11 protein-coding genes are annotated in these 14,663 nt (G+C 73.2%); 7 read left to right on the top strand and 4 right to left on the bottom strand.

Translation table 11 applies throughout. The features are described from left to right. The 3 genes from Q1V71_RS13655 to Q1V71_RS13645 all read left to right on the top strand — a co-directional run. The coding region (locus Q1V71_RS13655) for a toprim domain-containing protein (protein WP_300644409.1) at nucleotides 1-1,760 on the top strand (1,760 nt) is incomplete at its 5' end. Next, nucleotides 1,757-1,999, top strand: a complete 243-nt coding sequence (locus Q1V71_RS13650; protein WP_300644407.1) for a hypothetical protein — start codon at nucleotides 1,757-1,759, stop codon at nucleotides 1,997-1,999. The genes Q1V71_RS13655 and Q1V71_RS13650, both read left to right, overlap by 4 nt. Continuing rightward, nucleotides 1,996-3,693 (top strand): glycoside hydrolase family 3 N-terminal domain-containing protein, encoded by a 1,698-nt coding sequence (locus Q1V71_RS13645; protein ID WP_300644405.1) that lies wholly within the window; start codon nucleotides 1,996-1,998, stop codon nucleotides 3,691-3,693. Before Q1V71_RS13650 ends, Q1V71_RS13645 begins: the two co-directional genes overlap by 4 nt. 56 nt (nucleotides 3,694-3,749) lie before the next feature. On the opposite strand, the gene Q1V71_RS13640 is transcribed toward Q1V71_RS13645, so the two are convergent. The 4 genes from Q1V71_RS13640 to Q1V71_RS13625 are packed head-to-tail and all read right to left on the bottom strand — an operon-like array spanning nucleotide 3,750 to nucleotide 9,324. Next, complete coding sequence (locus tag Q1V71_RS13640) at nucleotides 3,750-4,244, bottom strand: carbonic anhydrase (protein WP_300644403.1); 495 nt, start codon at nucleotides 4,242-4,244, stop codon at nucleotides 3,750-3,752. A gap of 14 nt (nucleotides 4,245-4,258) precedes the next feature. Next, on the bottom strand, nucleotides 4,259-6,052 hold the full coding sequence (locus Q1V71_RS13635) for an MFS transporter (protein ID WP_367280150.1): 1,794 nt from the start codon (nucleotides 6,050-6,052) through the stop codon (nucleotides 4,259-4,261). Nucleotides 6,053-6,068: 16 nt separating this feature from the next. Continuing rightward, the gene (locus Q1V71_RS13630) at nucleotides 6,069-6,800 is read right to left on the bottom strand and encodes an LppX_LprAFG lipoprotein (RefSeq protein ID WP_300644402.1); all 732 of its coding nucleotides are present in this window, start codon (nucleotides 6,798-6,800) and stop codon (nucleotides 6,069-6,071) included. 4 nt (nucleotides 6,801-6,804) lie between these two features. After that, on the bottom strand, nucleotides 6,805-9,324 hold the full coding sequence (locus Q1V71_RS13625; RefSeq protein ID WP_300644400.1) for a DNA topoisomerase IV subunit A: 2,520 nt from the start codon (nucleotides 9,322-9,324) through the stop codon (nucleotides 6,805-6,807). Nucleotides 9,325-9,390: 66 nt separating this feature from the next. Between Q1V71_RS13625 and Q1V71_RS13620 the strand changes: the two genes are divergently transcribed. The 4 genes from Q1V71_RS13620 to Q1V71_RS13605 are packed head-to-tail and all read left to right on the top strand — an operon-like array spanning nucleotide 9,391 to nucleotide 14,504. Next, nucleotides 9,391-12,108: a bifunctional GNAT family N-acetyltransferase/acetate--CoA ligase family protein gene (locus Q1V71_RS13620; RefSeq protein WP_300644398.1), complete on the top strand. Its 2,718-nt coding sequence runs from the start codon at nucleotides 9,391-9,393 to the stop codon at nucleotides 12,106-12,108. Nucleotides 12,109-12,145: 37 nt separating this feature from the next. Then, nucleotides 12,146-12,802: a sulfotransferase family 2 domain-containing protein gene (locus Q1V71_RS13615; protein ID WP_300644396.1), complete on the top strand. Its 657-nt coding sequence runs from the start codon at nucleotides 12,146-12,148 to the stop codon at nucleotides 12,800-12,802. After that, nucleotides 12,802-13,380 carry a DUF5998 family protein gene (locus Q1V71_RS13610; protein WP_300644395.1) on the top strand — a complete coding sequence of 193 codons (579 nt, stop codon included), beginning with the start codon at nucleotides 12,802-12,804 and terminating at the stop codon, nucleotides 13,378-13,380. Before Q1V71_RS13615 ends, Q1V71_RS13610 begins: the two co-directional genes overlap by 1 nt. A 5-nt stretch (nucleotides 13,381-13,385) precedes the next feature. Continuing rightward, nucleotides 13,386-14,504 carry an alkaline phosphatase family protein gene (locus tag Q1V71_RS13605; RefSeq protein WP_300644393.1) on the top strand — a complete coding sequence of 373 codons (1,119 nt, stop codon included), beginning with the start codon at nucleotides 13,386-13,388 and terminating at the stop codon, nucleotides 14,502-14,504. Nucleotides 14,505-14,663 lie beyond the last annotated feature (159 nt).

Here is a 14,663-nt window from a genome sequence, read left to right as displayed (position 1 = left end):
GCAAGTTCGGCGGCGGCTCGTACGTCGCCACCGGCGGCCTGCACGGCGTGGGCCTGTCGGTGGTCAACGCGCTGTCGGCGCGCATGGACATCGACGTCGAGCGCTCCCCGGCGGTCCAGGGCATCTCGTTCCAGCGCGGCGTGCCCGGCGTCTTCGCCGCCGACGGCCCCGGCACCGACTTCACCCCCCGGTCCGGCCTGACCCGCAAGGGCGGCCGCGTGGCCAAGGGCCGCAGCGGCACCCGCATCCGGTTCTGGCCGGACCGTCAGATCTTCACCAAGGACGCCGGCTACGTCTACGACGAGCTGCTGACGCGCGCGCGCCAGACCTCCTTCATCGTCCCCGGCCTCGAGATCGTCGTCCGCGACCTGCGTGGCGAGGAGCCGGTCGAGGAGAGCTTCAAGCACGAGGGCGGCATCACCGAGTTCGCCGACTTCCTCAGCAACGACGAGCCGGTCACCCAGGTCCTGCGGCTGCAGGGCTCCGACACCTTCACCGAGACCGTGCCGCTGCTCGACGACAAGGGGCACATGACCCCGCAGGAGGTCGAGCGCGAGCTGACCGTCGACGTCGCCGTGCGGTGGGGCACCGGCTACGACACCGAGCTGCGCGCCTTCGTCAACGTCATCGCCACTCCCAAGGGCGGCACCCACGTCAGCGGCTTCGAGAACGCCCTGACCAAGACCTTCAACGACGTCATGCGCGCCTCCAAAGCACTCAAGGTCAACGACCCCGACGTGATCAAGGACGACGTGCTCGAGGGCCTCACCGCGGTCGTGACCGTCCGGCTGGCCGAGCCGCAGTTCGAGGGCCAGACCAAGGAGATCCTCGGCACCCCGGCGGCGCGCACCATCGTGCGCAAGGTCGTGGCACGCGAGCTCAAGGCGTTCCTGACCAGCACCAAGCGGGCCGAGAAGGCCGAGGCCAAGCTGGTGATGGAGAAGGTCGCGGGCGCCCAGAAGACCCGGATCGCCGCACGCCAGCACAAGGAGACCCAGCGCCGCAAGAACGCGCTGGAGTCCTCCGCTCTGCCGCCCAAGCTCAACGACTGCCGGGCCAATGACAACGACCGCACCGAGCTGTTCATCGTCGAGGGTGACTCGGCCATGGGCACCGCCAAGGCCGCGCGCAACTCCGAGTTCCAGGCGCTGCTGCCGATCCGCGGCAAGATCCTCAACGTCCAGAAGGCCTCGGTCGGCGACATGCTCAAGAACGCCGAGTGCGCCTCGATCATCCAGGTCGTCGGCGCCGGCTCGGGACGGACCTTCGAGCTCGAGGCGCGGCGCTACGGCCGGATCATCTTCATGGCCGACGCCGACTCCGACGGCGCCCACATCCGCTGCCTGCTGGCCACGCTGTTCTTCAAGTACATGCCCGACCTGATCCGCGACGGCCGCGTCTACACCGCTGTCCCGCCGCTGCACCGCATCGAGCTCTCCAACCCCAAGAAGGGGATGGACAAGTACGTCTACACCTACTCCGACGCCGAGCTGCAGCGGAAGTTGGCGGAGCTGAAGAAGAAGAACGTGCGCTGGAAGGACCCTGTGCAGCGCTACAAGGGCCTCGGCGAGATGGACGCCGACCAGCTGGCCGAGACCACGATGGACCCGCGCCACCGCACGCTGCGTCGGCTCACCATCGACGACGCCGAGGGCGCCACGCAGGTCTTCGAGCTGCTGATGGGCTCCGAGGTGGCGCCGCGCAAGGAGTTCATCGTCCAAGGCGCCTACGACGTCGACGTGGACGCCCTGGACGCGTGAGCGCCCCGCGCCGCGCGGCCATGTGGGTCACGCTCCTCCTGGCCTCGGTGCTGCTGGCCTTCGACCAGGGCGTGGCCTACGCCGAGCGCACCTACTGCACCGCCGAGGCCTCCGACTGCGACCTCGGGGTGCTGTGGGGTGCCTGGTACGCCGGTGTCACCATCGTGGTGTGGGGACTGCTGGTCGCGGGTGTGGAGATCTGGGTGCGCCACCGGGACCCGCGCCGCGCCGCCGCGTGAGTTCTGGCCGGCTGCTGCCGGTCCTGCTCGCCGGCGCCCTCCTGCTCGGCGCCTGCACGGGCGAGGACGGGTCGGAGGAGCCGTCGCGCGACGACGTACCCGCGAGCCCGTCGGCCGGTGAGGAGGCTCCGGCCCCGTCCGCCTCCGAGCGGCTGGGCCTGGCCACCGGGTGGGGCCCCTCGCGTGCCCAGCTGGACCGCGCCGCGCGCCAGGCGCGTGCGATGCCGCTGCCCGACCTCGCCGGGCAGGTGGTGGTGGCCCGGTGGACCGGTGGCACGCTGCCGCCGACCCGGCTCGTGCGCGACCTCCACCTCGGCGGGCTGGTCGTCTTCGACGAGAACGTCGCCTCCGCGGCGGGTCTGCGCGCCGCCGCGCGCGGCCTCGAGCGGGCGGCCGGCCGGCCGCTGCTGCTGGCCGTGGACCAGGAGGGCGGCCTCGTCGAGCGGATCCGGGGCGAGGTGACGTCCCTGCCGGCGCTGATGGCCGCTGGCGCCGCGGGGGAGCCGGCGCTGACCCGCGCCGCCCACGCCGCCGTGGGACGCGAGCTCGCCTGGACCGGGATCGACGTCGACCTGGCTCCCGACACCGACGTGACCGCCGGGCCCCGCGACCCGGTCATCGGCTCCCGCTCCGCAGGCTCCGACCCGAGGACGGTCGCCCGGCAGGGCGTCGCCGCCGCACGCGGGCTCCGCGACGCCGGGGTGCTCCCGGTGGTCAAGCACTTCCCCGGTCACGGCTCGCTGAGCGTCGACAGCCACCTGGCGCTGCCGGTGCAGCCGCGCACCGTCGCGCAGCTGCAGCGCACCGACCTGGTGCCCTTCCGCGCCGCTGTCGAGGCCGGCCTCCCGGCGGTGATGATCGGCCACATCGCCGTGCGCGAGCTGGACCCGGACGTCCCGGCCACGGTGTCGCGCCCGGTCGTCACGGGCCTGCTGCGCGAGGCCCTGGGGTTCGACGGGCTGGTGGTCAGCGACGCGCTGGAGATGGCGGCGCTGCGCGGGGTCCCGCGCCCCGCCGTGGGCTTCCTGCGGGCTGGCGGCGACGTCGTGCTCATGCCGACCGACCCCGCGGCCACGGTCCGCAGCATCGTCGGTGCGGTCCGTGCGGGTCGGCTGCCGCTGCGGCGCCTCCAGCAGGCCGCCGCCCGGGTCCTGGCGGTCCAGGCCTGGCAACGCCCGCGGCCCGCTGCACCGGGCACGGCCGCCGGCGCCGTACGCCGCCTGGCCGACGCTGCCACCACCTCGGTCGGCGGCCCGTGCCGCGGCCGGCTCGTGCGGCGCGCGGTGCCGCTGGGCGACGCCGCGGTCGTCGCGACGTTCAGCGCCGCTGCCCGCCGCGCGGGACTGCCGCTGGGGCAGGTCCGGACGGTGCGTCCATCGCGCCCCGAGCCGACGGGCGACCCGCGACGCGACCGTGCGCGGTTGCAGGCGTGGCGCACCGCCGAGCCGCGGCGGGTCGTCGACGGCACCGCCGTCCACCTGCTCGGGCCCGGCGACCCGGCCCCGGCCTCCGGCGTCGTCGTGGCCACCGACCGGCCCTACGTCCTGGGCACGACGCGGGCCCGTACCCGCCTGGCGACGTACGGCGCCGGGCGCACGTCCATGGCCGCGCTGGTGGCCGTGCTGCTGGGTCGCCAGCGGGCGCCGGGGCAGCTGCCCGTGCCGGTCACCGGGGTGCCGCGGCAGGGCTGCTGAGCAGCCCCGGGGGCCGGGCCCCACGGGTCATGGCCCCAGCCGTCAGGGTCGAGCGGTCAGTACTTCTGCTCGAGCAGACCGGTGTCGACGTCGTAGACGAAGCCGCCGACCTGCACCGAGTCCGGGACGAGCGGGTGCGACGCCACCCGGTGCACGTCCAGGCCGAGGGTGGCGACCTGGTCCTCGATGACGTGGAAGCGCTGCCACGTCACGTCGGTGCCGGCGGACTCGGCGACCTTCTCCCGCAGGACCTCCTCGGTGTTGGAGGCGACCGCGCAGCGGGTGTGCGGCACGACCAGCACGCGGTCGACGTTGAGCAGGTGCACCGCGAGCACGATCGCCTCGAGGGCGGCCTCGGTCACGCGCCCGCCCGGGTTGCGGAAGATCTTGGCGTCACCGGCTTGGAGGCCGATCATCCGCAGCGGGTCGATCCGGCTGTCCATGCAGGTCACGATGGCCACGCCGGCCTTCGCGATCCCGTCGAAGCCGCCGAAGGCGAAGTCGGTCGCGAACTCGCGGTTCGCGCTGAGCAGGTCCTCGAACGTATTCACCACAGCCCCGGAACCTAGCCGATGGAGCTCACCCGGAGGGGCGTCGTCCCACGCGTCGGAGCCCCCCGCAGCAGCCACAGCGCCAGGACCGCGGCGACGAGCGCGCAGCCGGCCGCGCCGAGGAAGACCGTCTGCTCCTGCGCGATGCCGGCGGCCTTGAGCAGGTCGGAGTACTCCGCGCAGCGGGTGGTGCCGGCGGGGCACACGTCCTGCACCGGGGGCACCGCAGCCTGCTCGGCGTAGTAGCGGCGCAGGCCGATCGTGGTGAGCGCGGAGATGCCCACGAGCATCCCGACCATGCGGGCCACGACCACCATGGCCGAGGCCAGACCGTGCACGGCGTCGGCGGTGACGGCGAGCACGGCCGCGTTGACCGGGGCGAGCGCCAGGCCGAAGCCCAGGCCGCCCACCACGAGCGGGATCGTGGCGGTCCAGGACTCCAGGCTGTCGATGTCCCAGCGCGACATCGCGAGGAACCCTGCCGCGGCCATCATCATGCCGATCGCGGTCACCACGCCGGCGGGCAGGACCCGGGTGAGGTAGCCGCCGACGACCGCGCCGACCGGCAGCGCCGCCAGGAAGCGCACGAGCACGAGCGCGGCCATCAGCTGACTGTCGGGGTAGACGGTGGTGCGGGCGAAGAGCGGCACGTCGATGAGGGCGGCGATGAGCGCGGCCCCCACGAAGAAGCTGACGACCACCGAGCCCCAGGCGGGACGGGCGGCGAGGGCACCGCGGGGGAGCAGCGGCGACTCGGCGCGGCGCAGGTGAACGGCGAAGGCCACCGCGCCGACCACGGCGCCGAGGAGGTACCACCAGCCCTGGTCGGAGAAGACCTCGATCTTGGGGTCGGCGGTGGCGAAGGCCAGGATCACCCCGCCCAGGGCGACGGCGAGGTAGGTCGCGCCCACGACGTCGGCCTCCCGCAGCGACCGGCCCCAGGCGCGCAGGTCGACCAGCGGACGGGTCGCGGTCAGGCACCGCACGACCAGCAGCACCACGGCTGCGACCGTCACGGCGCCGACCGGGGTCAGCCAGCGACCGCCGTCCTCGACGAACGGGATGAACAGCTGGCCCCAGGTCAGGTCGGTCAGCAGCTGGGTGGGTGGCTGGAAGACCAGGCCACCGGTCACCAGGGCCACGAGGAGCAGCAGGAGACCGACCACGTCGGGTGGACCGCGGTGGGTGCGGAGGACGTCGGGGTGGTCGGCGGTCACCCGGCGAGCGGCCGCGGCGATGGCCGCGGCCAGCACCAGCCCGACGGCGAGGTTGAGCAGGAAGATCGCGCGCCAGTCCGCCACGGCCAGCACGACCGCCCCCAGCAGCGGGCCGAGGACCGAGCCGATCTCCTGGACCGCCGAGACCAGGCCGAGCGGGACGGCGCGGCGCTCGGGTGGGTAGAGGTCGGCGACCAGGGCGAGCGTGGCCGGCACGAGGCCGCCGCCACCGACGCCCTGCAGGAAGCGCCCCGTGACCATGGTCGGCATGTCGTAGGCGGCCGCGGTGATGATCGAGCCGAGCGCGAAGACGACGAGCGAGGCCGTCAGCACCGGGATCCGGCCGCGCAGGTCGGCGATCCGCCCGATGAGCGGCAGCATCGCGACGTACCCCAGCAGGAAGCCGGAGATGATCGGCGCGGCCCGCTGCAGCTGCTCGGGGGAGAGCCCGATGCCCTGCATCATGTCGACCAGCGCGAGGACGACGACGTAGGTGTCGGCGGCGGCGAAGGCCACCGCCCCGGCCGCGAGGCCCAGCATCAGCCGGGCGCCGGCAGGCACGCGCGTCGGCGGGCTGTGGGGCTGGCTCACGAGTCCGAGCGGCCCGTCACTCGGGGGCGGTGATCGACGGCTCGGCACCGTAGTCGTCGAAGGTGACGAGGTAGGTCATCGACCCGGCGCCGTAGAAGTCCCCGGTCAGCTCCATCGAGCGCAGCTCGGTGTCGTCGCTGACGGTGTACGACGCCGCGAAGTCTCCCTCGGCGCTCGGGATGATCCCGGCGACCACGTCCCCGGCGACCGTCCCGGAGTAGGTGGTCAGGACGTCGCGGTTGTCGGTGCCGCCACGGACCTGCTCGCCCTGCTCGAGCTCTTCGGTCGCGACCAGCAGGGAGGAGAAGCCCGTGTCGGGGTCCATCAGCCCGGCTGGGTCGGGAGCGCCGTACTCCGCCGGGTCGACCTCGGACCAGCCAGTGGTGAGCGGGACCTGGGCGAAGACGGTGCCGTCGACCGCGACCACCGGGACGGTGGGCTCGATGCCGGCGAAGCGGACCACGATCTCGCCGTCGAAGGCCGGGTCGTGGGTGCCGTAGCCCTCGGCGCGCAGCAGCCCGTCGACGCCTTCGGAGAGGTCGTCGGTCTCCAGGACGATCCGCACGCCGCTGGTCTCGTCGAAGGTGGTCTTGGCCTCCGCCAGCACCTCGGCGGGGTCCTGGTCGGGCTCGGCCGCCGAGTCCTCCCCGCTGCACGCGGAGAGGAGCAGGGCGGCAGCCACGAGCGGGGCCGCCGCCCGGGCGGTCCCCCCGGTCGCGGAGGGGCGGGTCAGCAGGCGGGCGCGCATGGCCTCAGCCTTCCACAGGCGTGGGTGCGTCCCCGGCCGTGCCCGCGCCGGTGTCGGCTCCGACCCGGCTGGCCACCGGTCCGGCGACAGCGGCGATCGGCTGGGGGGCCGGGACGCCCGAGCCGTCGCGCCGGCCGCTGGCCTCGGGCAGCTCCACCGGGGCGCCGCTGCTGGCGGCCGCGCGCGCCGGGGCCGTGCCGACCCAGGCCAGGACGAGCGTGTCCTCGCCCTTCAGGAAGCGGTGGCAGCGCACGCCGCCGGTGGCCCGACCCTTGGCGGGGTACTCGGAGAACGGGGCGACCTTGACCGCGCCCGCGTCGGTGCCGGCTAGGGCCGCCGACGAGCCGGAGACGGTGACGACCACCGAGCCCTCGGGGGCGTCGGGGTCCACCGCACCGAACCACACCACCCGCTGGCCGGCGGCGAGGCGCACCCCGGCGATGCCGCCGCCGGCGCGGCCCTGCGGCCGGACGCCGTCGGCGCCGAAGTGCAGCAGCTGGGCGTCGGAGGTGACGAAGCAGAGCGTCTCGCCCCCGGTCAGCAGTTCGACCGCGCCGACGACCTCGTCGTCGTCCTTGAGGCCGATGACGTCCCACTCGTCGCGGCCCAGGACCTCGGGGTTGACCCGCTTGACCACGCCGTCGCGGGTGCCCAGCGCCAGCCCGGGACCCTCGGTGGCCAGGGTGCACAGCGTCAGCACGCGCTCGCCGTTGTCGAGCTGGAGCAGCTCGCTGACCGGGATGCCGCCCTGCAGGTGGGGGTCGTTGGCCGAGGCGGGCAGGACCGCGGTGACGTCGAGGACGCTGAGGCGCAGCAGCCGGCCGCGGTTGGTGACGGCTCCGATGTCGGCGCGCGCGGTCGTGGTGACCGCCGAGACGACGACGTCGTGGTTGACCCGGTCCCCGCCGCGTCCGACGTCGTCGACGCCGGCGGTGCGCGCGAGCAGCCCGGCCGACGAGAGAAGCACCAGGCAGGGGTCGTCGGTGACCTCGACGGGGGCGACGGTGGCCTTGCGGTTCTCGGTGCCGTCGGACTGCAGCAGCACGGTGCGCCGGGGGGTGCCGTAGGTCTTGGCGACCTCGGCCAGCTCGCTGGAGACGACCTTCCGCAGCAGCCCCTCGTCGGCCAGGATCGCGTCGAGCTCCTCGATCTCGCGGCGCAGCTGCTCCTGCTCCTTCTCCAGCTCGATCCGGCTGAAGCGGGTCAGGCGGCGCAGCTGCATCTCCAGGATGTACTCCGCCTGGAGCGTCGAGAGGTCGAAGACGCCCATGAGCCGCTCCTTGGCGGCGCCGGAGTCGTCGCTGGAGCGGATGACGGCGATGACCTCGTCGATGTCGAGCAGGGCCACCAGCAGGCCGTCGACCAGGTGCAGCCGGTCGGCCTTCTTGGTGCGGCGGAACGCCGAGCGCCGGCGTACGACGTCGTAGCGGTGCTCCAGGAAGACCCGCAGCATCTCCAGCAGCCCCAGCGTGCGCGGCTGGCCGTCGACCAGGGCCACGGTGTTGATGCCGAAGGACTCCTCCATCGGGGTCTGCCGGTAGAGCTGCTCGAGGATCGCCTCGGGGACGAAGCCGTTCTTGACCTCGATGACCAGCCGCAGGCCGTGCTGGCGGTCGGTGAGGTCCTTGATGTCGGAGATGCCCTGGAGCTTCTTGCCCTGGACCAGGGTCTTGATCCGCTCCACGACCTTCTCGGTGCCGACGTTGTACGGCAGCTCGGTGACCACGATCCCCTTGCGGCGCCCGATGGTCTCGATCCGGGCGGTGGCGCGCATGCGGAAGGAGCCGCGGCCGGTCTCGTAGGCGTCGCGGATGCCGTCGAGCCCGATGATCTTGCCGCCGGTCGGCAGGTCGGGGCCCGGGATGAACCGCATGAGGTCCTCCACCGTCGCCTTCGGGTGGGTGATGAGGTGGCGCAGCGCCTGCACGACCTCCACCAGGTTGTGCGGCGCGCAGTTGGTCGCCATGCCGACCGCGATACCGCTGGTGCCGTTGACCAGCAGGTTGGGGATGGCCGCGGGGAGCACCGAGGGCTCCATCTCGCGGGAGTCGTAGTTGGGTCGGAAGTCGACGGTGTCCTCGTCGATCGACTCCGTCATCGCCACCGCCGCCGGCGTCATCCGGGCCTCGGTGTAGCGCATGGCCGCCGGCGGGTCGTCGGGGCTCCCGAAGTTCCCGTGGCCGTCGACCATCGGCAGCCGCACGGTCCAGGACTGGGCCTGCCGCACGAGGGCGTCGTAGATCGCGCCGTCCCCGTGCGGGTGCAGCCGGCCCATGACCTCGCCGACGACGCGGGCGCTCTTGACGTGACCCCGGTCGGGGAACAGGCGCATGTCCTGCATCGTGTAGAGGATGCGTCGCTGCACCGGCTTGAGCCCGTCGCGGGCGTCGGGCAGCGCGCGGGAGTAGATGACCGAGTAGGCGTACTCCAGGAAGGAGGCCTGCATCTCGTCCCGGATGTCGGTGTCGAGGATGTGCTCCTCGAAGTCGTCGTCGGGGACCTCGTTCTTCGTGCGCCGTGCCATGCGCCCATTCTCGCCGCCGGCCTCCACGCTGCGGCGCGGGGCACGCCGACCGCTACATTTCCCTGTGTGACCTCAGCGTCGGAGCAGCCCCCCGCCCCGGCTCCCACCGAGCCCCCGCGGCACTGGGAGGCCGACGTGCTGCTGCGCGACGGCAGCACAGCCCACATCCGGCCGATCCGCCCCGAGGACGACGAGCTGCTCGTCGAGTTCTACAGCCGGGTCTCGGATCGCTCGAAGTACTACCGCTTCTTCTCCCCGATGCCGCGGCTCTCCGACCGCGACGTGCAGCGCTTCACCCGCGTCGACCACGACCGCCGGGTGGCGCTGGTGCTGACCCTCCAGGGCCGGATGATCGCCGTGGGGCGCTACGACACCCTGCGCGCCGGCGAGGCCGAGGTCGCCTTCCTCGTCGAGGACCAGCACCAGGGCCGTGGCATCGCCCAGCTGCTGCTGGAGCACCTGGCCCAGGCCGGGCGCGAGCGCGGCCTGGAGAAGTTCATCGCCGAGGTGCTGCCCGACAACTCCCGGATGATCCAGACCTTCCGCGACGCCGGCTACCGCGTGGCCACGGAGTACGAGGACGGCGTCCTGGTGCTGGAGTTCCCCATCGACGCCACCGACACCGCGATCGGGGTCATGCAGGGGCGCGAGCACCGGGCCGAGGCCGCCTCGATCGAGCGCTTCTTCAACCCCCGCTCCGTGGCGATCATCGGCGCGAGCCGTCGCCAGGACACGATCGGCCAGACCCTGGTGCGCAACCTGGTCAACGGCGACTTCACCGGGCGGGTGTACGCCGTCAACCCGACGGCCGGCGCGGTGTCGGGCCTGCCGGCGTACAAGTCCGTGACCGACATCCCCGACGACGTGGACGTGGCCATCGTCGCGGTCCCGGCCGACGCCGTGCAGGACGTCGTGCTCGACTGCGCCGCCAAGGGCGTGCACGGCCTGGTCGTCATCTCCAGCGGCTTCGCCGAGACCGGCGAGGAGGGCCGGCAGCGCCAGCGCCGCCTCGTCGGGCTGTCCCGCTCCTACGGCCTGCGCTTGATCGGCCCCAACTGCCTGGGCATCATCAACACCGACCCGGGCGTCTCGATCAACGCCTCGCTGTCGCAGGTGATGCCGCCGCGCGGGCGCGCGGGCTTCTTCTGCCAGTCCGGTGCCCTGGGCTCGGCGATCCTCGAGAAGGTGCAGAACCGTGGTCTGGGCCTGTCGACCTTCGTCAGCGCCGGCAACCGCGCCGACGTCTCCGGCAACGACCTCCTGCAGTACTGGGAGGAGGACGAGTCCACCGAGGTCGTCCTGCTCTACCTGGAGTCGATCGGCAATCCGCGCAAGTTCTCCCGCATCGCGCGCCGGGTGAGCCTGCGCAAGCCGATCATCGCGGTGCGCTCGGGCCGCACCACCCAGGGCGTGCCGATGGGCCACGCCGTGCGCAAGATCGCCGCGCCGCCGGCCGCCGTCGACGCGATGTTCCGCCAGGCCGGCGTGATCCAGGTCGACACGCTGGAGGAGATGTTCGACGTCGCCCAGCTCGTCGCCCACCAGCCGCTGCCGCGCGGGCGCCGGGTCGCGATCGTCGGCAACTCCGACGCCCTGGGCCTGCTGGCCGCCGACGCGGCCGCCGCCGTCGGGCTCGTGGTCAACAAGTCGGTCGCCCTGGGCGCCGAGGCCGGCGCGGAGGACTTCGAGGACGCCCTCGACGCCGCCATCGACGACCCCGACGTCGACTCGGTCGTCGCCGTCTACATCCCGCCGCTCAACGTCTCCGGGGAAGAGGTCGCCAACGTCCTCGCAGCCATCGGGGAGCAGTCCGACAAGCCCCTGGTCTCGACCTTCCTCGGGGTCGAGGGCGTGCCCGAGCTGCTCCGCGTCCCCGACGTGGCCGGGTCGACCGCCGGCCGCGGCTCCGTGCCGTCGTACCCCGCGGTGGAGGCGGCGGTGCGCGCCCTCGCGCGCGTCGTGGAGTACGCCGTGTGGCTGCGCACCCCCGACGGTCCGCCGCCGCACCCCGACGAGGTCGACGGCGACGGCGCCCGCGCGATCGTCACCCGGCTCCTGGGCGACCGGCCCAGCGGCGTGGACGTCTCCCGCGACCAGCTGCGCGAGCTGCTGGCCGCCTACGAGATCGACCTGTGGCCCGCGCCGGCGGTGACGACCGTCGACGAGGCGATCGCCGCGGGCGAGGAGCTCGGCTGGGACGTCGTGCTCAAGGCCACCGCCGAGCACCTGCGCGAGCGCCCGGACCTGGCCCACGTGTGGCGCAACATCGACGGTCCCGACCACATGCGCGACGCCTGGGCGGCCCTGCACGCGCTGGTCGGCGACGACGAGAGCGGCGGCTTCATCGTCCAGCGCACCGCGCCGCCGGGGGTCCCCATCGCGATCCGCAGCATCGAGGACCCGCTCTTCGGCCCGGTCGTCTCCTTCGGCATCTCCGGACCGATGACCGAGCTGCTCGCCGACCGCTCCTACCGCATCCCGCCGCTGGGCTCGCGCGACGCCGCGGCGATGGTGCGCGAGGTGCGCTCGGCGCCGCTGCTCTTCGGCTACCGGGGAGCCGAGGTGGTCGACGTCGGCGAGGTCGAGCGGCTGATCCGGCGGGTCGCGCAGCTGCAGAACGACATGCCCCAGGTCAGTGCCCTCGAGCTCGGACTGGTCCTCGCCGGGCCCCACGGCTCGAGCGTGCTGAGCGCCGAGGCGCGCCTGGAGCCGGTCTCCGACGCGCGCTCGGACTGGTTCGTGCGCCGCATGCCGACGCAGGCCGGGGACACCCTGCCCTCCTGATGCCGGGGCGGGACGCCCGGGAAGTAGGCTGCCCGCCATGGTGATCTCCGACAGGGCACGCCTGCTCTTCGTGCACGTGCAGAAGACGGGCGGGTCGACGATCCACAACCGGCTGACGGAGGTCCTCCCGGACGCCCGCCAGGTCAAGGGCGTGGACCGGCACGGCACCCTGAACCAGATCCTGCGCCTGGAGCCGGAGCTCTCGACGTACTGGACCTTCGGGTTCGTCCGGAACCCCTGGGCCCGGATGCTGTCCTGGTACAACATGGTCGACCGCTTCCGCGCCTCCAAGGAGGGCGGCGCGGCCCGCCTGGACCGCAAGAACAACTTCATGCGGTCGGTGGGGGAGACCTGCCCCGACTTCGAGTCCTTCGTCATGAAGGGCCTCGACGAGTTCAAGCGGCTGCAGACCCCGCAGTGGCGCTACCTGGCCACCAAGACCCGGCGCGCTGACTTCATCGGCCGCCAGGAGACCCTCGAGGACGACCTGCGCGCCGTGCACGCCAAGTTCGACATCGAGTGGACGCCGCTCTCCAGCGTCAACATCGACCGCTCGCGCCCCGACTACAAGACCGGCGCGCCCCAGCTCGGCGGGCGCGACACCCGCTACCGCGAGCACTACACCGACGAGATGCGCCACCGTGTGGAGGCCGTCTTCGCCCGCGACGTGCAGGCCTTCGGGTACGAGTTCTGATGCGCTCCACCCAGGACCGCGACCTCTCCACCGAGCTGCGCAAGGCAATCGAGCGCACCGGCTACTACCCCGAGGTCGTCCACGACGCCGTCGCCTCCGCGGTCGCGGGGGAGCAGGTGGTCTCCTTCTACGTCCACCACGAGCCGACCTTCGAGCACGACGAGGTACGCCGCCACCAGAGCGTCGTCGTGCTCACCCCGACCCGGCTGCTGCTGGCACACACCGACGAGCACGCCGGCGACGACCTGCTGCCCGAGCCCTACACCTCGACCTCCACCGAGGCGATCTCGCTCGCCGCGGTCCGCTCGGTCGTGGTGACCCGGATGATCACCAACCCGACCAAGGGCCCGAGCCGGCCCGCCGAGGCCAACGTGACCATCGGCTGGGGTGGCGTCTCGCGCGTCGACCTCGAGCCGGCCGGCTGCAACGACCCCAGCTGCGACGCCGACCACGGCTACACCGGGGTCCTGGCCTCCGACGACTTCTCGCTCCGGGTCTCCGCCGCCGCCGACGGCGACGACGCGGTCGTGGGGCTGCTCGCCTTCGCCGAGCAGCTCAGCGCCCGGACCCGTTCCTGACTCGCGTGGGGTTCCTCCAGCCGGCGTACGGCGACCGGTCGCTGGGTGACGTGGTGCCCGCCGTCGGCCGAGCGCTCGGCGTCGGAGGCCCCGAGGACGGGCCGAGCGGGCTGCACCTGCCCGAGGCCCCGGCGTACGTCGTGTTCCTGGTCGACGGGCTGGGGGCGCGGCTGCTCGAGCGCTACTCCCACGCCGCGCCGTACCTCTCCTCCCTTCGGCAGGTCGCCCCCGACACCACCGCCGGCGTGCCGTCGACGACCGCCACCTCGCTGACCTCGCTCGGCACCGGGCTGGTCCCGGGTGCCCACGGCGTCGTCGGCTTCACCTCCCGCATCCCCGGCACCGACCGGCTGCTCAACGCCCTGGCCTGGGACAAGGGCGTGGACCCGCAGGAGTGGCAGCCGCACCCGACCGCCTTCGCGGGGCTGCGCTCGGCAGGCGTCGACGTCACGGTGGTCAACAAGCGCGAGTTCCGCGGCAGCGGCCTCACCCTCGCCGCCCACCGGGGTGCCGACTACGTCGGCGCGGACAAGGTGGGCGAACGGATCGCCGCGGCGGTGGCCGCCTCCGTCGAGCGGCCCGCGCTGACCTACCTCTACGACGCCGACCTCGACTGGACCGGCCACAAGTTCGGTGTCTCCTCGTCCCAGTGGCTCCAGCAGCTGGCGATGATCGACGCCGAGGCCGAGCAGCTGCGCGAGGCGCTGCCCCGCGACGTGCGGCTGGTCGTCGTGGCCGACCACGGGATGGTCGACTCCCCGGACTCCGCCCGGATCGACGTCGACACCACCACCGAGCTGCGCGACGGCCTGGCCCTCTTCGGCGGTGAGGCCCGCTTCCGCCAGCTCTACTGCCAGCGCGGCGCGGTCGACGACGTCGTCGCCACCTGGACCGGCATCCTCGGCGACCGCGCGACGGTCCTGCGGCGCGAGGAGGCGGTGGCCCGCGGGTGGTTCGGCGCCGTCGGCCCGGGGGTCGGGCCGCGCATCGGCGACGTCGTCGTCGCCTGCCACGACGACGTGGCGATCCTCTCCACCGAGGAGTGGGGCTACGAGGCGACGCTCGTCGGGCTGCACGGCTCGCTCACGCCCGACGAGATGCTCATCCCGGTCCTGGTGGACTGACGTCCGGCCGTGACTGGACTGCGTGGCGTTCCGGTTCAAGCAGGTGGCTGTTGGGCTTTGCCTGATGGGTGTTGGGACGTGGCGGGCACGGGGGTGCCCGGAGCGGTGCTCAGGTGGTCAGTGCGTTGTTGTGAAGTCGCTGGAGGTTGACGGCTGCTG

This window comes from Nocardioides sp. (genome assembly GCF_030149505.1).
In the GTDB taxonomy this organism is placed as follows: Bacteria; Actinomycetota; Actinomycetes; order Propionibacteriales; family Nocardioidaceae; genus Nocardioides.
This window is presented reverse-complemented; position numbering and strand designations above follow the sequence as displayed.

Bases quoted from the DNA above. Each gene is read 5' to 3' on its own strand.
- Q1V71_RS13630 (WP_300644402.1), bottom strand. From the start codon at position 6,800: ATGCGCGCCCGCCTGCTGACCCGCCCCTCCGCGACCGGGGGGACCGCC.
- Q1V71_RS13625 (WP_300644400.1), bottom strand. From the start codon at position 9,324: ATGGCACGGCGCACGAAGAACGAGGTCCCCGACGACGACTTCGAGGAG.
- Q1V71_RS13615 (WP_300644396.1), top strand. From the start codon at position 12,146: ATGGTGATCTCCGACAGGGCACGCCTGCTCTTCGTGCACGTGCAGAAG.
- Q1V71_RS13610 (WP_300644395.1), top strand. From the start codon at position 12,802: ATGCGCTCCACCCAGGACCGCGACCTCTCCACCGAGCTGCGCAAGGCA.